The 17194-nt window shown below is 67.9% G+C and carries 22 protein-coding genes; 2 read left to right on the top strand and 20 right to left on the bottom strand.

Annotation, left to right across the window (positions count from 1 at the left end):
- Window positions 1-123: 123 nt before the first annotated feature.
- The 10 genes from GH736_RS06345 to GH736_RS06300 all read right to left on the bottom strand — a co-directional run bounded on the left by GH736_RS06345 (window position 124) and on the right by GH736_RS06300 (window position 7979).
- Window positions 124-300: a hypothetical protein gene (locus tag GH736_RS06345; protein WP_159601314.1), complete on the bottom strand. Its 177-nt coding sequence runs from the start codon at window positions 298-300 to the stop codon at window positions 124-126.
- Window positions 301-394: 94 nt separating this feature from the next.
- Window positions 395-619 carry a hypothetical protein gene (locus GH736_RS06340; protein WP_159601312.1) on the bottom strand — a complete coding sequence of 75 codons (225 nt, stop codon included), beginning with the start codon at window positions 617-619 and terminating at the stop codon, window positions 395-397.
- 2 nt (window positions 620-621) lie between these two features.
- Entirely contained in the window at window positions 622-885 is a 264-nt protein-coding gene (locus tag GH736_RS06335; protein ID WP_159601310.1) for a hypothetical protein, read from the bottom strand.
- A gap of 63 nt (window positions 886-948) precedes the next feature.
- On the bottom strand, window positions 949-1200 hold the full coding sequence (locus tag GH736_RS06330; protein ID WP_159601308.1) for a hypothetical protein: 252 nt from the start codon (window positions 1198-1200) through the stop codon (window positions 949-951).
- 57 nt (window positions 1201-1257) lie between these two features.
- A complete protein-coding gene (locus GH736_RS06325) occupies window positions 1258-1539 on the bottom strand; it encodes a hypothetical protein (protein ID WP_159601306.1) in 282 nt (93 codons plus the stop codon).
- 26 nt (window positions 1540-1565) lie between these two features.
- The gene (locus GH736_RS06320) at window positions 1566-2087 is read right to left on the bottom strand and encodes a DUF6804 family protein (RefSeq protein ID WP_159601304.1); all 522 of its coding nucleotides are present in this window, start codon (window positions 2085-2087) and stop codon (window positions 1566-1568) included.
- Window positions 2088-2102: 15 nt separating this feature from the next.
- On the bottom strand, window positions 2103-2606 hold the full coding sequence (locus GH736_RS06315) for a hypothetical protein (RefSeq protein WP_159601302.1): 504 nt from the start codon (window positions 2604-2606) through the stop codon (window positions 2103-2105).
- Window positions 2606-2788, bottom strand: a complete 183-nt coding sequence (locus GH736_RS06310) for a hypothetical protein (RefSeq protein WP_159601300.1) — start codon at window positions 2786-2788, stop codon at window positions 2606-2608. Before GH736_RS06310 ends, GH736_RS06315 begins: the two co-directional genes overlap by 1 nt.
- Before the next feature lie 61 nt (window positions 2789-2849).
- Complete coding sequence (locus tag GH736_RS06305; RefSeq protein WP_159601298.1) at window positions 2850-3182, bottom strand: hypothetical protein; 333 nt, start codon at window positions 3180-3182, stop codon at window positions 2850-2852.
- A gap of 51 nt (window positions 3183-3233) precedes the next feature.
- Complete coding sequence (locus GH736_RS06300) at window positions 3234-7979, bottom strand: N-6 DNA methylase (RefSeq protein WP_159601296.1); 4746 nt, start codon at window positions 7977-7979, stop codon at window positions 3234-3236.
- A gap of 179 nt (window positions 7980-8158) precedes the next feature.
- Between GH736_RS06300 and GH736_RS06295 the strand changes: the two genes are divergently transcribed.
- Window positions 8159-8488 carry a helix-turn-helix domain-containing protein gene (locus tag GH736_RS06295; RefSeq protein ID WP_159601294.1) on the top strand — a complete coding sequence of 110 codons (330 nt, stop codon included), beginning with the start codon at window positions 8159-8161 and terminating at the stop codon, window positions 8486-8488.
- On the opposite strand, the gene GH736_RS06290 is transcribed toward GH736_RS06295, so the two are convergent.
- From GH736_RS06290 to GH736_RS06250, 9 genes are all read right to left on the bottom strand, one after another.
- Window positions 8485-9210, bottom strand: coding sequence for a hypothetical protein (locus GH736_RS06290; protein WP_159601292.1), 726 nt, complete (start codon window positions 9208-9210; stop codon window positions 8485-8487). The genes GH736_RS06295 and GH736_RS06290 overlap by 4 nt on opposite strands.
- Window positions 9211-9407: 197 nt before the next feature.
- The gene (locus tag GH736_RS06285) at window positions 9408-9761 is read right to left on the bottom strand and encodes a hypothetical protein (protein ID WP_159601290.1); all 354 of its coding nucleotides are present in this window, start codon (window positions 9759-9761) and stop codon (window positions 9408-9410) included.
- A 58-nt stretch (window positions 9762-9819) separates the two neighbouring features.
- On the bottom strand, window positions 9820-10686 hold the full coding sequence (locus GH736_RS06280; protein WP_159601288.1) for a zinc-ribbon domain-containing protein: 867 nt from the start codon (window positions 10684-10686) through the stop codon (window positions 9820-9822).
- Window positions 10687-10751: 65 nt separating this feature from the next.
- Window positions 10752-11552, bottom strand: a complete 801-nt coding sequence (locus tag GH736_RS06275) for a hypothetical protein (protein ID WP_159601286.1) — start codon at window positions 11550-11552, stop codon at window positions 10752-10754.
- A 45-nt stretch (window positions 11553-11597) separates the two neighbouring features.
- Window positions 11598-12401 carry a hypothetical protein gene (locus GH736_RS06270; protein ID WP_159601284.1) on the bottom strand — a complete coding sequence of 268 codons (804 nt, stop codon included), beginning with the start codon at window positions 12399-12401 and terminating at the stop codon, window positions 11598-11600.
- A gap of 337 nt (window positions 12402-12738) precedes the next feature.
- On the bottom strand, window positions 12739-14331 hold the full coding sequence (locus GH736_RS06265) for a UvrD-helicase domain-containing protein (RefSeq protein WP_159601282.1): 1593 nt from the start codon (window positions 14329-14331) through the stop codon (window positions 12739-12741).
- Between the two features lie 19 nt (window positions 14332-14350).
- Window positions 14351-14554: a hypothetical protein gene (locus tag GH736_RS06260; protein WP_159601280.1), complete on the bottom strand. Its 204-nt coding sequence runs from the start codon at window positions 14552-14554 to the stop codon at window positions 14351-14353.
- 25 nt (window positions 14555-14579) lie between these two features.
- Window positions 14580-15083, bottom strand: coding sequence for a dihydrofolate reductase (locus GH736_RS06255; protein WP_159601278.1), 504 nt, complete (start codon window positions 15081-15083; stop codon window positions 14580-14582).
- Entirely contained in the window at window positions 15080-16045 is a 966-nt protein-coding gene (locus GH736_RS06250; protein ID WP_159601276.1) for a J domain-containing protein, read from the bottom strand. Before GH736_RS06250 ends, GH736_RS06255 begins: the two co-directional genes overlap by 4 nt.
- An 83-nt stretch (window positions 16046-16128) precedes the next feature.
- Between GH736_RS06250 and GH736_RS06245 the strand changes: the two genes are divergently transcribed.
- On the top strand, window positions 16129-16368 hold the full coding sequence (locus GH736_RS06245; protein WP_159601274.1) for a hypothetical protein: 240 nt from the start codon (window positions 16129-16131) through the stop codon (window positions 16366-16368).
- A gap of 17 nt (window positions 16369-16385) precedes the next feature.
- On the opposite strand, the gene GH736_RS06240 is transcribed toward GH736_RS06245, so the two are convergent.
- Complete coding sequence (locus GH736_RS06240; protein WP_159601272.1) at window positions 16386-17117, bottom strand: hypothetical protein; 732 nt, start codon at window positions 17115-17117, stop codon at window positions 16386-16388.
- Window positions 17118-17194: the final 77 nt, after the last annotated feature.

The following is a 17194-nucleotide window of genomic DNA, read 5'->3' as shown; positions in this document are numbered from 1 at the left end:
GCCGGTGCGGCGGACGGTGAGGTGCATACGACAGGTCTCCGGGTGGGCGCGAGGGACACCCGGTGGACATGCGGCGAGCAGGTTGGATCAGATTCCGGACGGCCCATCGGGGCTCCGGCTACATCAGACGGCCGGCCGGCTCGCGACCTTTCGCGCCTTGACGTAGCCGAGGATCGTGAGCGCGGTCGCGGCGACTGCGACCAGGAATCCGATGGCGACGACGAGGATGCCGAGCACGCCGAGCCCCATCACGACGATGAACATGAGGACAGCGCCGATGCTGGCGAGGATGTCGATCACAGGTCGTACCCTCCCTGGCGATACAGCTGGACCATCTTGGTTCTCCTTCTGCTTGGGTGCAGGCGGCCGGAGTGTCCGGCCGCCCGCGAGGAAGTTAGTCTTCGATGTCTTCGGCCATCGCGACGATCGCGATGTCCTCGGCGGTGAACGGGTCGGCTGCCGTGACGGTCAGCGCCCACGGGCCCTGGCTGCCGTCGATGTCGTCCAGGTCGTTGCCGCCGTCCACCTGGTGGGTTCCGGCGACGACGCCGACGGAGACGGGGGTGTCGTTCACCCACACGCCGATGACCGTGTACTCCTGCTCGGTGGGGTTGGCCATGGTTACCAGCCTCCCGAGCCGTCGTGGCTGACACCGTTCAGGTCAGCGAGCTCCCGGTACGCGTTGAGCTCGTCGTCGGTGAGGTTGCCGACCCTCATGCCGAGGATGGTGTCGGCGATCGTGTTGATGGTGCCGACCAGGTCGGCTCCGCCCTCATCGTTCGCGCCGAGCGCGACAGCGACGAGGAACCCGAACCGGGCGAGCTTGTCCTCGGGGATGTCCTTCAATGTGTCCGGCGTGACAGCCGTGATCAGTTCCTTCTCCATGACACATACATGCGCGGGGAGGGCCCAGCCGGCCGGGGATGGTTCCGGCCGGCTGGGGGCGGCTCAGCCGTCGTGTTCGATGCCGTACCGGTCGGCGAGCTCGCGCCACTGGGCGCGGACCTCCTCCTCGGTCTCGTCGAAGGGGATGATCGGGTCGGTCCCGAAGACCGACTCCTGGAACAGGCCGTAGCTGTCGATGAGGTCGCTGGAGCTGTTCTCCTCGCTGGCGACGAGGCTGATCAGCACCAGCTTCCCGAAGCGGGCGTACTGCTCGTCGGTGAACTGGTCGGCGATGGTGGTTTCGGTCTTCGTCATGCCACATACATGCGCGGCCGACGAGGTGCCGGCGACAGGCTGGGGCGGTCGGATCGCCTACGACTCGTCGTCGTCGTCGTCGTCGTCGTCCGCGCCGCAGCTCGCGCACAGCCCGTCCTCGTCGACGGCGGGCGCGTCGTCGCATCCTTCGCAGGGGTGGCCGAAGAACTCATCGTGCATCAGCGACTCGTGCATCGCGCCGAGCGCCGAGTCGAGCAGGCTGCGGTTCCCGGCCATCGACACCACGGTGTAGTCGTGGAAGTTCATCCGCGCGGTGAACAGGGTGCCGTCGGAGAGTTCGCCTTCGACCGTGATCTTCTTCGTGTACTCGTTCGTCATGCCGCGAACATGCGCGGCAGCAGCGGTCAGCCGACGCAGGTGACCGATCGGCTGTCGCGTTCGTACTCCTGGCATCCGTCCGTCGAGCTGGCGTTCAACACGGTGCCGATGACGATGGCGAGAGCGACGGCGCCCCAGGCGTAGTACGCCCATGGCTTCGTCTTCGTCCCGACGAACGGCCCGGCGGTGGTGCCGGCGATCACGAGCAGAACGGCGGTGATGACGTCGAACACCATCCAGGTCGTTCGAGGGAGCTCCCACCATCCGGCCGCGAACCAGAACAGCGCCGACGCTGCCGACAGCACGATGGCGGTCTTCTGCGACCCCGGAGAGGTGCTGAAGTCCTTCGAGCCGGACAGGGCGCACACCGCGACGAGGGCGCTGATCACGCAGACGCTGATCCGGACGATCTCGTAGTACTCGTACGGCCACGCCCCGAGCGCGCTGAGCGCGGTGACTGCGCCGATCGCTGCGGGCAGAAGCGCCGGGCGGCGCTCGATGGCGGTCAGCTCGCGCGGTTTGGTGTCCTCGGTGGGAGCGGTCGTCATGCCGAGATCGTAGCGTCAGGCGGCAGGTTCCCACTGCCACCCGTGGTGGACGGTGCTGCCAGTCTCGGCCGCCCAGCAGAGCAGGTCGGCCGGCGTCACTGGTCGGAGTCCGGGGTCGCCGAGGTCGCTGTCCATGTTCACCCACCCGCCCATCTTCCGGTGCGGCGTCGGGTAGCCGTCCTTGTCGACCTCCACGACGATCGCGTCTCCGGGGAGGGCGTCGAGCTCGGCCGGGTCGGTGATCTGCGGTGACGGCTGGTCCGGGTTCCAGACGACCGCGATGTTGCGGTGGTCGCGGACCGTCGCGACGACCCACAGGTCGGTCGCGTCGTAGGTGCGGCCGTCGAGGTCGGGATCCTCGGGGTTCTGCAGCCGCCAGCGACCCGCGAAGTTCGAGTAGATATCGGTGTCCGCGAACCACTCCTCGTCAGCCCACAGGACGACGACGGACCCGTCCGGAAGGGCGGTCAGCTCGTTCGCGTGGCCGACCTCCCCGGTCGGCGCCTGCAGGACGGCCATCAAATCGGGTCCGACGACCAGACGAGCCCGGCGGCGGGCTTGTCCGGGCCGACGAGGGTGACCAGGTGCGCGGCTGCGGCATGCGGGTTGTCGAACGCGGCGACGGTCGACCCGTTCACGCGGATCCGGTACGGGAGCATCGAGATCGTCTCGGCTGGAGTGGTGTTGGCTGCCTCGGGCATGGTGGTTCCTCTCTTAGTCAGTGTGCGTGTCGTGCCTCACAGAGCATTCATGCGCGGATGGCTAGGGCAGCAGGCCGACGTTGATGCCAGCAACCTTCGAGCCGTGCACCTCCACCTCGTGATTGCCGATGCCGATCTGGTGCGCGTGCGCGGGCAGGGTGCCCCAGTGGAGCACGTACGCGTCGCAGCGCTCGTCGTTGCAGCGGCTGATCCACACGCCGTCGCCGATGTGCCAGGACGTGGAGCGGGAGAACCGGTTCGGGTCCCACACCATCGTCGACGCGAAGTTCCGTCGGGCCTGCTCCGGCGTCTGCCATCCGACGATGACGCCTTCACCGTTCATATTCGTGCCCTCGATGGCAGGAAGGTCGATAGTGGTCTCGGTCTGCTTCATGACACATCCATGCGCGGGCGCCCAGGTCTCCCGGGACGCCCGCGCGCGGCGTCACGCGGCGACCAGCTCCGGCTTCACCTCGCCGGACAGCCGCTCCTCCGCTTCAGCGGTGATCGCAGCTTCGATCGCTGCGAGGTCGAGTTCGGCGGCGGCCAGCTCGGCGGACTTGTCGAACACTGACGCGCCCACCAGCTCGTCGCAGCGGGCGGCGTCGGCGTCGTACCGGTCGGCGCTCCGCAGTGCCGAGTTGATCTCCTGGCTGGCAGCGTCGACCCACCCGTCGATGTCAGCGGCGATCTGCTCCGCGAGGTGGTCGACGGTGAACCGGAGGTGCCCGCGGTTGTAGATCAGCTCCTTCGCGTCGCGGTAGCCGACGCCGACCTTCACCTTCACGGACCCGTTGTCGTACTCGTGGCCGTGGGAGATGCGGATGGTCAGGCCGCGGTAGTTCGTGCGGAGCCAGTCCTCGCCGGCCTTCAGCTGCTCGGCGAACCGGTGGACGCGGTCCAGGTCGGCGGGCGTCTGCTCGGTGACGACTTCAAGGGCCTCGCGGGTGGCGGTGGCCTTCGACCGGAGTCCGGCGGCGTCGGCGCGGAGGCGCTTCGCGTCACCGTTCAGACGGTTGATGGACTGCAGCCACACCGCGCGGAGGGTGCGGAGGCGCTTCACCTCGGATGCGAGCTCAGCCTGGCGGAGAAGTTCGGGGTTGCCGGCGGCGAGGGCCTTCACCTCGGCGTAGTTCAGGACGGCGTCCGAGACGTCCTCGATCTCGCGGATGGTGCCGGAGGAGACGTACATCTGGCCGATGAAGCGAGCCTTCCGCTCCAGCGCCTGCCACATGTAGCTCGCGAACGAGCCTTCCGTGACGAACCGGAAGATGTCCACGTGCGCGTTCCGGTTGCCCGGGCGGAGGGCCCGACCTTCCCGCTGCTCGATGTCCGAGGGGCGCCACGGGGCGTCGAGGTGGTGGAGCGCGGCGAGGCGGGTCTGGATGTTCGTGCCGACACCGACCTTCTCCGTCGAGCCGATCAGCACCGACACGGCGCCTTCACGGCAGAGGGAGAACAGGTGTGCACGGGCCTTGTCGGTGTTCACCTCGTGGATGAAGCGGATCCGCTCGGCGGGGACGCCGCGGGCGACGAGTTCACTGCGGAGGCGGCCGTAGGTCTGCCCGTCACGGCCGTTCGGGGTGCCGATGTCGCAGAGGACCAGCTGGAACGACCCGGGGACCGGCGAGTTGCCGTAGATGCGGTCCTTGCCGGCCTCGTAGTTCTCGGCGATGCTGTCGGCGGCCGCGGCGATCGCAGCGGACTTCTCGACGATCCCGACGAGCTCAGGGTCGAGTGCGACGCGGCGGCCGTCGTTGCAGACCATCAGCATGTTGTCTTCGACACCGCCGATGTCGCGCTTCTGGCTGTTGCGGATGTCGTCGGCGCGGTCGGCGAGGTTCTTCACGAATGCCCGCTGCTGCTCGCCCTGCTGGACGACGACGTTGTGCCAGGTCGCGTCGGGGCGCTCGAGACCGATCTCGTCGGCGGTGAGGAGGTCAGCGACCTCGGCGAGCATCAGGCGCAGCTCGGGGACGTTCTGCATGGCGGCGGGGCGGCGGTACAGACGGAACGAACCGCCGTCCGGGGCGACCTCGACGCGGGTTTCGTACTTCACGAACACGGCCGCCCACGGGTCGAACTGGGCGACGCCGGCCTCTTCCAGACGGCGCGGTTGCAAGTACTTCTGCCAGACGAACGTCTCAGCCAACGTGTTGGACCAGGGCGTGCCCGTGTACAGGGCGACGATCGGCATTCCCGGCTTCCGCTCCGCCAACGTCTCGATCTTCAGGAGCAGGTCAGTGGCACGCTTCGACGATCCGAGGGAGAACCCTTCAGCGCGGACCGGGCCAAGCGACAGGCGGCGGTAGCCGTGCGCCTCATCGACGGACACGTGGTCGACGCCGAGCTGTTCGAACGTGATGCCGTCCGGGTCGCCGGTGTTCGAGCGGAGCGCGGCGATCTTCGACTCGAACGTGCGGATCTGCGACGCGACCCGCTTGGCGCCCGCGCGGGTGCCGCCCTGGTCCATCAGGTGCGCTCGGAGGTCCGCCTTCTGCGCCTCAAGCCACATCTCCTCAGTGGTCGGGTCGACACCGATGGAGGTGAACGCCTGCTGGGTCATCACGACCGCGTCCCAGTCGCCGGTCGCGCAGCGGGCGGCGAACAAGCGGCGGGAGTTCTTCGCCAGGTCTTCCTTCGACGCGATCAGGAACTTCGCCGTCGGGTACGTCTGCTGCGCTTCCCGGGAGATCTGGTCGAGCAGGTGGTTCGGGACGACGATGAGGGGCTTGCGTGCGAGCCCCATCCGGCGAAAGGTGAGTGCCGACGACACGATGCTACGAGTCTTCCCCGATCCGACTGGGTGGCCGATCAGGACGCGCTCGGAGGAGATGACCCGGTCGACCGCGTCACGCTGCCACGACCACAGGCTGACGGACTCGTCCATGCCGGGGAAGGTCAGGTAGGAGCCGTCGCCGCGGCGAACGACGTGGGAGTTGAACCGGCGGTTGTACTCGCGGATCAGCTTGTCCGCGCGGGTTTCGTCCTCCCACACCCAGATCGCGAAGCGCTCCTGGATGGCGCGAAGCTTCTCCTCAGCGGCGAGCGTCTCCTGCTGGTTCTTCACCCGGCGGGACTGGCCGTAGCCGACGCTGATTTCGTCGGTGACGATCGGTGCCTTCCCGTTCAGGCCGTACTCCAGCAGCTTCGTCGGGTCCATGCGGTTCGTGCCGTACGCGAGCTGCGCCTCGCGGGTGTACCCGCCTTCGACTTCCCAATACGCGACCGCGTCGGTGCGCTCGACGCGGGCTTGGCGGCCGAACACGTCGCGGGTGAAGTCGACGACGATGTCGGTGCTGATCCACGGGGCGCCGAGCTGCACGCTGATCTCCAGCGGGCCCAGGTCGGCGGGCATGACCTCTTCGAGGGCGGTGACGTTGCGGGTGAACGTCTGCGGGTCGCGTTCGGCGGCGCGGCGCGCGATCGCAAGCTTCTCGCGGACATTCCCGGTGAGGTAGTCGCGGGCGGTGACGGTCTGACCGTTGGCGGGGTCGGTGAAGACGAGATCTCCGAGCATCCCGGTGACCTGCAGGACGGAGACGCCGAGGAGTTCTGCGACGCGGCGGAGGTTCACCCGTCCGGTCTCGCCGAGGCAGATGGACAGCGCCTCCTCAGCGGTCTCGGCGCTGGTCGCTGGGGCGGGACGGGAGCCGACGCGGCGGAGGAGGATCGGTGCGGGCTCGGCGGTGCCGGTGTCCTGGTCGAAGTACTCCAGTGCCATCACCTTGACGTAGTCGGGGTCCTTCCGGAAACCGCCCATGGTCGGACGGCGCCAAATATACGACGGCTCGTCAGTGTCGGGGTCGATCTTCCCTTCGCTCTTCGTGCCGCGGTTCAGCGCGCCGTACTTCCGGACGTAGGAGTCGTAGAGGCTCATCGCCTCAGCGCGGGTCGGCGCGATCGCGTCGTCGGACAGGTCGGGGTTCGATTCGAGCTCGATGAGCCGGACCGCGGCGTCGCGGAGCGGGATGAGCGCGCGGAGTTCCGCGCTGTTCCGGATCGCGGTGAGCTTGCCGCCGACGACCTGCGCGAGGCCGCCGTCGATCAGGTGGTACGAACCCTCCTTGCGGCCGTCCTCGTCGGCGAGCACGACATCGTCGAGGCTGAGGGCCGGCTCGGCAGTCATGGGGACGATGGCGGGGGCGAGGGCGGCGGTGGCGCGGGCGATCGCCGCGGGGATGTCGTCGGTGACCACGCGGAGCGGGGCCATCTGGTAGCCGGTCGCTTCCAGCGTGCCGGCGACATGCTCTGGGTGCTGGCCGAAGTACGCGGACACGTTCACGTCGAAGTCGCCGGTGACGACGTTGTGCTTCAGCGGCCGACGGGTCGTCGAGTAGCCGCCGTAGTAGTTCGGGGTCTGGATCTCCTCGTACGGGGCTTCCCAGCCCTTCACAGCGTCTCCCCCGTGCTTGCGGAAGACGAGGATGTCCGCGACCACGGAAGTGCCATCGAACGTGTTCGACGGAAGCCGGATCGCGCCGACGAGCGCGCCGTGCTCGGAGATGCGCTGCAGGCCGTCGACGGAGTCGAGGATGTGGCGACTGGTCACGACCGCGACGTATCCGCCGCGCTTTACAGCGTCGAGGCCGCGGAGGATGAAGTATTCGTGAAGCGAGCTGCTGGCGCTGGCAGGATCGGTGTCGTCGGTGTAGACGGAGCCCTTCGCGAAGGGCACGTTGCCCACGACGGCGTCGAAGCTGTTCGAGCGGAAGACGGTCTTCTGCAGCGGCTTCGCGATGATGTCGGCGTCCGGGTGGAGCGCGCGGGCGAACGCTGCGGCGGTCGGGTCGATCTCCACACCAGTCCAGCTGATCGGGCTGAGGTCGGCGGGCGCGTGGGACATGAAGTTGCCGGAGCCGCAGCCGGGCTCGAGGATCCGCCCGCCCTTAAACCCTGACTGGCGGAGGATGTCGAAGACCGCGCCGGCGACGTCCGCGCCGGTGTAGAAGCTCGTGTCGATGACGTCTGCGGCGGCGTTGCGGCCGCGGTCGTCGACAAGCGTGTCGATCTCCTCAGCGATGCCCGCCCAGCCGCCGTCCGGCGTGTTCGCGAACGCCGGGGCGAGCGGGCCCCATCCGGGCCACTTGATCAGCGTCGCGCGCTGCTCAGCGGTGGGCGTGGCGCCGTCGAGCTCGCGGAGCGTCTTCAGGGCGTCGAGGGCAGTGCGGGCAAGGGTGAGCGTGGTCACAGGCGCGTCCGTTTCGTGTCATCTCTTCAGTGGTTTGCAGAGATGACATGCGCGGGAAAGGGCCCGATGCGCTACGGCTTTTCCTACGTGAGGACAGCTTCTGTCCGGCGGTTCGCTTGGTAGCTATAGTGACCATTACGGGTCACAAAGAGCCCTATAGCTATCAGAACGGAAGCTGGATGGCAACGCAGACGCGACTACTGAGGGCGGACTTGGAGGCCCTCGGTGCGAACATCACCAGGTGGCGGAAGGTGCGCGAACTGACGGCGCAGATGGTCGCAGACCGCGCCGGCATCACTAGGGCCACGCTCAGGTCGATCGAACACGGCGAGGGTTCGGCAAGGTTGGAGAACGTGGTGGCAGTCATGAGAGTCCTCGGATTCTCTGACCTGGTGATTACGGCGACCGATCCGTTGACCACGGATATCGGACGTGCAAGGGCCGACTGGCTGCTTCCTCAACGCGTCAAGCCACCGACGAGTCCCCGAAGGCAAATCGACGACGCTTAGTCCCGTTCAGGCCTTACGTACTCGATCGACGCGCTCACCATCCACTCACATGCGGCGGTCGACAGCGTCCACGGGTGGTTCTGGAGTGCGTCTCGCAGGCATTCGTGGTCGCGGACTTCCGCGGGAACTTCGCCGTCGAGGATGTGTCGGACCCTGTCCCAGTGCGGGTCTTCAGGCTGGCCGAGCACGTCGACGAAACGGTCGGCTTTCGCCGGCCATTCCGGTCCGCCCCACCAGTACCGCGGGGCGGTTGCGGCTCGGATGAGCACGGCGGTAAGGGCGCTGTGCTTCTCGGCGACCTCGTGTGTGGCGCCGAGCACGTCGAGGAGGCGGCCTTGCACTTCTTCGGCTTCGGCGCCTGAGACGTCGACGATACTCCCGCCGATCGGTAGGACGAGCTCGCGGTCGAGGAGTGCTTCTTCGAGGTCGACCAGGAGCGCGTCGAGCTCATCGACCGTCAGCGACTGCAAGTCGCCGATGCCCTCGAGCCAACCGTCGGTCACCTCCAACGCGACGGAGCTCAGGAACGTGTTCAACCGCAGCATGACACCGTCGGTGAGCGGGCTTGCCGGGTCGGCGTGGACGTCTTCGATCGGTCCGTTCCGCCAGCCGGCGTGGACTATCTCGAGCGCGAAGAGGTGCATGACGGTTTCGGTGTCGGCTACGTCGATGCCGGTGGTGGTCTCGAAGATTTGCCGTGCGACGTCCTCGTTCAGCTCCATGTCCCTACGATGGCACCTCCGCGGCAGCCGTGGATTTCGGGCACCGCCACACCTCCGTGTCGAGTGCGTCCCGGAACCTCGAGACTTGGTCGTTCGGGAGGGTCGCATTGGCGCTCGAGTAGAACCCGATTGCGAGGAGCGCCTCGCCGATGCAGCCGTCGCAGTCGACGCCTGCTCTGGCGGCGTGGTGGCCGGCACTAGCCATCGACGGCGGTGCAGCCTTCCGCGGGCACCCACACGTGTGCGTGCATCAGCCCGTCGACGACCAGGAAGAGCTCGTCGTCGTCCGGGTCGTACCGGGTGGCTTCGCCGACGAGGGTGCTGTCGCCGTGAGTCCATCGGACCCGGCGGCCCACAAGCGCTTCCGGGCCGGCTGGCGCCGGGTCGTCCCCCTCACGGGCGGCTTCCAACGCGACCCGTGCGCCGAAGGCGGTGACGGCGCCGTTGATGAACCCAGTGCGGACGCTCGCGAGGTGGTTCGCGGTTCCGTGGTTGTTGGTCTCGGCGGCGCGGTGTTCAGCGTCTTCGAGCTGCTGCAGCAGGTTCGTCATGGGTGCCTTTCCGGCGGGCGCCGGTCGGCGCGTCTCGTCTGGACCACCATGCGCGGTGTCAGTCGAGCCCGGCCTCACACATGAAGCAACCCGGGTTCGCACGGGTGCGGGACACAACGGGTGCCTTCCACTCATGGCCGGCTTCGCGGCACTTCCACCAGACGTTCCGTTTCGATGTCGGCTTGACCGTCTCGAGTTGGATGAGCCGGTTCCGCTGGTGATGCCATTGCGCGGCGATTCCCGGGTGCGTGGTGGAGATGTCGTCCACACCGGGTTTCGCGCAGTATCCGGCGCAGGCGGGGCAGCCGGACCCGAGTGTGCGGGAGATGACGACCGCTTCCCAGGTGTGCCCGTCGGCGCAGATCCAGTGCACGTACCGGCCGGACCCTGCGGTCACCATCTGCGGTGTGAGGCCACGGTTCCGCTCGGTGTTCCACTGCACAGCGATCTCGGGGTGCGAGGTGCCGAGGTCGTTCACGCCTGCGACGACCCGGCGGCCCGCGCAGACGGGGCAGCCGGCACCGCCGGTGCGGTCAGCGATCGCAGCTTCCCACTCGTGGTCGTGACCGCACTGCCACCAGGCGGTCTTCTTCGACATCGGGAACACCTCGGACGCGGTCAGGGTGCCGTTCCGTTCGTGATGCCATTCCGCGGCGACCCTGGGGAACCGGGTGGCGAGGTCGTTCACGCCGGGGAGGACCTGCTTGCCCGCGCACACCGGGCAGCCGGACCCTTGCGAACGGCGGGACACCTTCGCCTCCCATGTGTGGCCGCGGCCGCACAGCCACCACACCTTCCGGCCGGACATCGGCAGGATCGACGCGACGTCAAGCGTCCCGTTCAGGGTGGGATGCCATTCGGCGGCGAGGGCAGAGTTGACGTCGGGAAGCGTCGGCTTCGCCGGCGCCAAGGTGGTGTTCTTCACATTGATGACATGCGCGGCAGAAGCACCCCGCCACACGAAGTGACGGGGTGTCCCGGCGAGTCAGGTCAGCGTCGCGGCTTGATGTGCGGCATCAGCAGCCCGCGGAATCGGAACCCGTGGGCGGCGTCCTTGTCGGGGCCGAACGAGACGATAGTGGGCCCGTGCTTCTCCGGCTCGGTCGGCGACCACGACGGCGGCTCCTCCACTGTCCCGTGCAGGTGCATCGGGTCGAGCTTGCTGTCGTTGACCCGCTCAGCACCGCGGGCAAACAGGGTCAACAGGTTCGGCGTGTACCCGGCCGGCGCGTCGAACCACTGGCCGTCGTCCGGGAAGAGTCGGGCGACCGGCGGGAACCGGCTGTCGACCGCGTCGAAGTCGATGGACGTGAGAACGGCGCCGGCGACACCCCAGCGGACGGTGACGTTCGTCGGGGTGAACGCGACCGAGTAGGCGACGGTGCTGAGGCTGCCATCCCAGCTGCTGAGGCGTGACGGGTCGACGATCTCGAGCTTCTTGGCGGTGAGCTTCACCAGCTCATCGGCGACCTTCCGCGGGATGAGGACGGCACGCTCGTCCGGAGTTGCGCCGGAGCCTGTGCCCTGGGTGCCCGCGTCAGCCCCGTGCAGCGTCACCCACTCGGCTGGGGTGGTGTGCTCGAACCGGCCGATGGTGTAACGGTTCGTCGCGGTGAAGTACCGCCCGGACACCTCCACCGCCCCGAGGGACGGGGTGACATCCGCCTTCGTGTGCAGCGCCACCGCGAACAGGCCGTCGAGGAGGGCCTGCGAGTACGGGAGGACGATCGCGTCCGCTGGCGCCGGTGCGTCAACGGTCTCCGTGCCCGGGCGGTCGATGGTCAAGGTCATGGATGCTCCTTCTGCTTGTCGTAGTATCCATGCGCGGCCGCCGGCTCAGAGGCAGGAGAACTCGTTCAGCTCCACTCCGGTCGCCGCTGACTCGGTGATCGTGAGGGTCGCGATCGCACGTTCCCCGGACCGGATCGGGCCGAGAAGGTCGTTCGTGAGCCCGTAGACCGTACCCGCGTCGTCGACGGTGTTCCCCTGCACGTACACGGACGTCGGGCAGTCGTCGTAGGCGACGAGCTCCACCTGCACGCACGTGAGGACATCGCATTGCGGGTCGTCGACGAACCGGTACGCGACACCCATGCCGGTGTCCTCAAACCCGTCCGGGATCAGCTGGCCGGGATCCGCGACGAGCTCGGCCGGCTGAGACGAGGAGGGATCCGGGAACGTGAGGGTCGTGGCCGTCATCGGATACCCGGCCGCCTCACATGCCGCGACGACAGCCGGGACCTTGGCGGCCACGTCGGCCGCGGCCGACGCCGTCCGGTCCTTGTCGGTCACGCTGTCGTTCACCGCGGCCGCGCCAACCGAATCGGCTGCAGCCAACGCACGTGACGCTGCAACCAGGTCGGCGGACTCCGCTCCCCCGCCGCTCCCTTCGAAAGCGCCGGCACGACCGGCCATGTTCGCTGCGCGCGAGAGCTCGCTGAACGAATCAGCTTGCCCCTCGGAGAGGTTCGCCGGGTCGGTCACCTCGGCGCCGATCTTCTCGATCGCAGCAGAGAACACAGCGCAGGCGTTCGCGTCACCGTCGATCGTGTTCCTCTGGCCAGACGCCAGCGGGGCGCACCCGGTGAAGGAGACGGCGACGAGGAGTGCAAGCGTGACAGCGGTGCGATGACGGGGCACGAGCCGAAGCGTATCGGGACTGGGTCGTCGATGGGGAACGGCCACTCCGAGGGTCACGTCGAGCTTCCACCGTCGCGGATCGCAGCGAGGGAATCGGCAGCCAGCACCTCAGCTCGAGCAGCCACCGCCCGCCACCGACGCGACGGATGATGCCCCGATGGAAGGTGCGCCCACCCGTAGCACCGCTTCCCGGCACCGGCGCCGCACACCGAACAGACGGCATCCAGTTCCGACACCACCGCCAGCGACAAGGACAAAGACTCGACGATGGCGGCGCATCGGGCGCGTTCGGCGGCGATCGCGGGGTCGGCGTGGGTGGCGATCGCCTCTCCGAGCATCAGTCGATGACCTCTCCGGCGTAGTCGAGGATCCAGGCGACGTTCAAGGCGTCGAGGTGTCGCTGCGCGCGGGTGACGGCGACGTAGAGCAGGCGAAGCTCTTCCCGGCGGATGGACTTCTGAAGTCCCGTCTCGGGGTCGATGCCTGGCTCGCGGAAATCCTTGCCGATCCTGACGTGATGCCATTCCGCACCCTTGCTGACGTGGGCGGTGCCGACGGCAACCTCGGCCTGGTCCAGCGGGACACAGGAATCCACGGCGGCGATGATGTTCTCCGCCCCGGTCTTCTCGATGAGCGAGATCATCATGAGCAGCTCGGACGGGTCGCCGTCGTCCACTTCCTGCTGGGCAGCGGCGACGATGTCGGGCCACTTCGTGAAGCCAGTTGCGACGATGTCCGGGTGGTTCGTCCACCCGCGGACCGAGAGATCAACGGCTGCCTGCGCGAGCCCGCGAAGCTCCTCAGCCTTCCGCTCGCCGACGATGCCGACCGATCGGCCCGCCTTGAGGTTCTCGAGGATTTCCAGCATCGCGCCGCTATTCGAGCGGCAGATGATCGCGTTCGGAACCCGGTAGGAGTGGTGGTCGGTAAAGACGGACGACCGCTTGCCGGGGGTGCCCTGGACTCGGAGCTCCGAGCCGAGCACCTCCAGGTACGCGTTTGCGAAGTCGGCGATCTCCTGGCCGAACCGGAACGACTGGGTCAGCGTGGTGCTGGGCCCCTCGATCTTGTCGAGCGCGTTGACCGCATTCCGCCAGCCGTAGATCGCCTGGTTCTCGTCGCCGACAGCGATGAGCTGGGTGTTCTGCTGGCTCTTGACGACATCGAGCATGAGTTCGTCGGCGTCCTGAGCCTCGTCGAAGAGGATGTACTCGAACCCCAGCTGCGGCTTCGCCAACGCGAACATCTTGAGGTAATGCTGGTGGCTGACCGGGAGCTTCCCGTCGAGGTCGACGATGTCGTCCCAGACGATCTTCGCCCACTCGACCACCTTCTCGACGAAGAGCCCGGCGGCCTTCTCCTCCGCCTCGAGCGCCATGTCTCGTTCGACCTGGTCGGACCCGATCTTCTTGTCGATCGTCTCGGTGAGGTCGAACTTGACGGCGATCTTGTCGGGGATCGTGACGAGGTCTGCGCTGATCTCGGGTGCGGCGACGGTGGCGTACCTGTCGACGGTGGAGATGACAACCTTCATGAAGGTGGCGGGCGCGAACTTGTGGACGCGGCCGTACCCGGGGATGTCGATGCGGGGCATGTCGAGGAGCTTCGCGCGGTCGGTGTTGCTCATCCGGAGGCCGAGTCGCGGCTGGCGGGGCCGGCCGTAGGCCGGGTAGGCGAGGGCGTGCGCGGTGCGGCAGGTGACGTTCACGCCCTGAAACCGGCGCTCGGCGTCGCGCTGCACCGACTTGTTGAAGGCCAGATAGAGGCCGCGTCGATTCGGGTGCATGCCGGCGATGGCGCGGAGCGAGGTCGTCTTTCCCGTGCCCGCGAGAGCCCTGATGCTGAAGTTCTCACCTCGCATGTACATCTCGACGGCGTCGTGCTGTTCGGCGGTGAGCCGGAGGGTTTCCGCGGGCATCGTGAGGGTCATGCTGACCCCATGCGCGGGGTTACTTCGAGCGGCCGAGTCGGTCGCCGGCGAAGTACCAGCGGTCGACGTATTCGGCCGGCCACCGCTCCCACCGTTCGGCGCGAGCTGCGACGTGGGCGGTGGTGAAGCCGTACAGGGTGCGCTTGATCGTGGAGCCGTGGACGACGTGGGCGTACGGGAGGATCCCGGCGACCCGGCCGGTGATGATGCGCGTGAGTCTCATGCGAGCCACATGCGCGGCGCAGGGATCAGCGAGTCCAGCTGGTGAACCGGTACGGGACACCGGTCGTCGAGATGAGCCACCCATGAACGGGGCTCTGTCTCGAGCACCGCCATGTCCGATCGACCGGCGGGGCGAACGTGTCGCCTTTGGCGACCGTGAGGATGCCGAGGGTGGTGACCTCGAGCCGGTCGGCGTACGGGATGGCTTCCTTGTACAGCTGGCCGCCGCCGATCACCCATGCCCGGTCGGCGCGGCTGGTGAGCGCGAGCGCTTCAGGCAGAGATCGCGCCGCGGCGGCCCCGGAGGATGCCCACCCCTGCTGCCGGGTGACGACGATGTTGTCCCGGCCGGGCAGCGGCCGGAACCGTGCCGGCAGGGACTCCCAGGTGCGTCGCCCCATGATGACGGGGGCGCCCGAGGTGATGTCACGGAAGTGGGCGAGGTCTTCGGGGACGTGCCATGGCATGCCGCCGGCGGCGCCGATCACCCCGTCGAGAGATTGCGCCCAGATGAGCCCGACCGCGGTCACTTTGCCGCGGCCTTGTCGGCACGTGCGTGCCGCCAGTCGGAGGCTTTGTGCACGTACCAGGGGGCGACGTGGACGATGAGGTCGTCGTCGTTGAGGACGACCCAGGTGTCGACGCGGGCGCGGCCCCACCCCTTGATCTGGTGGAGTCGACCTTCGGGGTCTTCGACGATCGCGGTGTCCGCTTCGGTGGCCTTGACGAAGAACGGGCCGCGGCCATACGCCTGGACGGTGTCGTAGAGCTCATCGAAGAGGATCGCGCCTTCGGTGTACCGGACGGCGGTCCGCCATGACAGGAGGAGCGCTCGGGAGCTTGCCAGGAGTGCGACGATGACGGCGGTGAACCCGATACCCGCCCAGGTGATGTCGCTTCGGAAGAGTCCGATGACGAGGAACAGCAACGGCACGGCGAAGCAGTACAGCGCGAACTTCGGGAAGAGGCGGCCGAAGACGATCCAGACGAGGAGCGCACACCCGGTGAAGAACGCGACGACGATGTCGCTGTCCTTCGACCACACCTCGACGGTCTGGTTGCTGTGGGCGAGAGTCCGGACCCACATCATGAGGTTGAGCAGCCCCCAGGCGGCGGCGACCGCTCCGATCGCGGTGGCAATCTTCAACCAGGAGCCTGGCGGGAAGTTCCGCTGCCGGAACGTGCGCGGCGGCACCGGCGGTCGCGCCGGTCGCCGCGGCGACGGCGTCGATGATGGGGCTGGCGCTTGCCCGGGCGAGGGCTCCCGCACCCCGCACTCGGCGCCAATCTTCCGGTCGTAGTCGCGGCGTGAGACCGGGTCGCGGAGCACGTCGAACGCATGGTTGATCTTCGCGGTGATCTCAGCGCCTTGCTCCCCGGCGATGTCCGGGTGGTTCTTCCGGATGAGGGTGCGGTAGGCGTAGACGATGTCCTGTTCGGAGGCGTCAGAGGGCACGCCGAGGATGTCGTAGTGGGTTTCGGGTGCACTCATTCGGTTCGGAGCCTACAGATTCCTGTGATGTGGCAGGATTTTCGCGGCCCCGCGCATGGTCGTGCCGACGGAAGGAACCTCCATTGACGCTGCTCGACATCGTGCTCGTGCCGGTGCTGCTGGTGCTCGCGGTGCTGCTGATCCTGTCGATGTTCCAGTCCACCGGGCTGACCGATGACTTCGACGACACGGGCGACCCGTGGGTCCGGAAGCTCCGTCGCCTGTTCCGGCGGCGTCCGCGTGAGACGCGCCGAACCGCCGCCGAGCAGGCGGAGTTCGACGCGTTCGTCCTCGACGCCCTCGAGCACGACCTGATCGACTAGGTCCGCCGGCGCGGCTGTCAGGCGGCGTCCGCTTCGACCGCAGCCAGCGTTGCAGGCCCTGCCGGCCTCGGGGCGGCGGCCGCTTCGAGGGTCACGTCGACGAGCAGGTCGAACCCGACCGGGGTGAACAGCGACGCCAGCAGGGCAGGCGCTTCCTCGCCGGAGAGGGACAGCGACTCGTCGTCGGCGACGTGCTCGACGAGCTCGGTCACCCGGAACTCGCCCGCCCCGACGATCCCCTGGTAGGCGCCAGCGATCTTCTGCGCCTTCGCGATCGCCTCCGCGCGGACCGCGTCACGCTGGACGTCCTGCTCCGGGGTTGCTTCGAGCAGCAGCGACCATTCGACGATGGTGGTGCCGAGCTTCGGGCTGTTGGTGTCCAGCTGCCCGTCTGCGGCGTTCAGGATGTCGTCGACGACGAGGTCGCCGGAGTCCAGGAACCCGGTGGCGCGGAGCGCCTGGTCGACCTCCTCGACGGTGCCGGTGACGATGAACTCGAGCCGGGCGGTGCCCGGGATGGCACGAATGGGGTTCCGCTCCTCAGTGAGATCGAACAGCTCCCAACCGACACCTTCGAGGGTCTCCTCGAGGGCGTCGTGGAGCCCGGCGAGTTCGGCGAGGAGCTCATCCTGGTCCTTCCGGCCAGCGAGGACGATCTCGATCTCCGCGGTCGCACGGTCAGGGCGCAGGTCGACGTTCTGGTGGACGGGGATCGTGAGGGTGACTGGGCGGTCGGAGCCAGCGGTCAATGCAGGATGTCCTTCGGTAGCGGGGTGCGCGGGGTGCGCGGGGTGCGCTCGGGTTGGACATGCGGCGAATCGGCGAG

This window comes from Agromyces humi (assembly GCF_009720255.1).
GTDB classification, from domain to species: Bacteria; Actinomycetota; Actinomycetes; order Actinomycetales; family Microbacteriaceae; genus Agromyces; species Agromyces humi.
The sequence above is the reverse complement of the archived record's forward strand: the minus strand, read 5'-3'. Positions and strand labels throughout refer to the sequence as shown.

Bases quoted from the DNA above. Each gene is read 5' to 3' on its own strand.
- GH736_RS06340 (WP_159601312.1), bottom strand. From the start codon at position 619: ATGGCCAACCCCACCGAGCAGGAGTACACGGTCATCGGCGTGTGGGTG.
- GH736_RS06335 (WP_159601310.1), bottom strand. From the start codon at position 885: ATGGAGAAGGAACTGATCACGGCTGTCACGCCGGACACATTGAAGGAC.
- GH736_RS06330 (WP_159601308.1), bottom strand. From the start codon at position 1,200: ATGACGAAGACCGAAACCACCATCGCCGACCAGTTCACCGACGAGCAG.
- GH736_RS06325 (WP_159601306.1), bottom strand. From the start codon at position 1,539: ATGACGAACGAGTACACGAAGAAGATCACGGTCGAAGGCGAACTCTCC.
- GH736_RS06320 (WP_159601304.1), bottom strand. From the start codon at position 2,087: ATGACGACCGCTCCCACCGAGGACACCAAACCGCGCGAGCTGACCGCC.
- GH736_RS06315 (WP_159601302.1), bottom strand. From the start codon at position 2,606: ATGGCCGTCCTGCAGGCGCCGACCGGGGAGGTCGGCCACGCGAACGAG.
- GH736_RS06310 (WP_159601300.1), bottom strand. From the start codon at position 2,788: ATGCCCGAGGCAGCCAACACCACTCCAGCCGAGACGATCTCGATGCTC.
- GH736_RS06305 (WP_159601298.1), bottom strand. From the start codon at position 3,182: ATGAAGCAGACCGAGACCACTATCGACCTTCCTGCCATCGAGGGCACG.
- GH736_RS06295 (WP_159601294.1), top strand. From the start codon at position 8,159: ATGGCAACGCAGACGCGACTACTGAGGGCGGACTTGGAGGCCCTCGGT.
- GH736_RS06290 (WP_159601292.1), bottom strand. From the start codon at position 9,210: ATGGAGCTGAACGAGGACGTCGCACGGCAAATCTTCGAGACCACCACC.
- GH736_RS06285 (WP_159601290.1), bottom strand. From the start codon at position 9,761: ATGACGAACCTGCTGCAGCAGCTCGAAGACGCTGAACACCGCGCCGCC.
- GH736_RS06275 (WP_159601286.1), bottom strand. From the start codon at position 11,552: ATGACCTTGACCATCGACCGCCCGGGCACGGAGACCGTTGACGCACCG.
- GH736_RS06265 (WP_159601282.1), bottom strand. From the start codon at position 14,331: ATGACCCTCACGATGCCCGCGGAAACCCTCCGGCTCACCGCCGAACAG.
- GH736_RS06260 (WP_159601280.1), bottom strand. From the start codon at position 14,554: ATGAGACTCACGCGCATCATCACCGGCCGGGTCGCCGGGATCCTCCCG.
- GH736_RS06250 (WP_159601276.1), bottom strand. From the start codon at position 16,045: ATGAGTGCACCCGAAACCCACTACGACATCCTCGGCGTGCCCTCTGAC.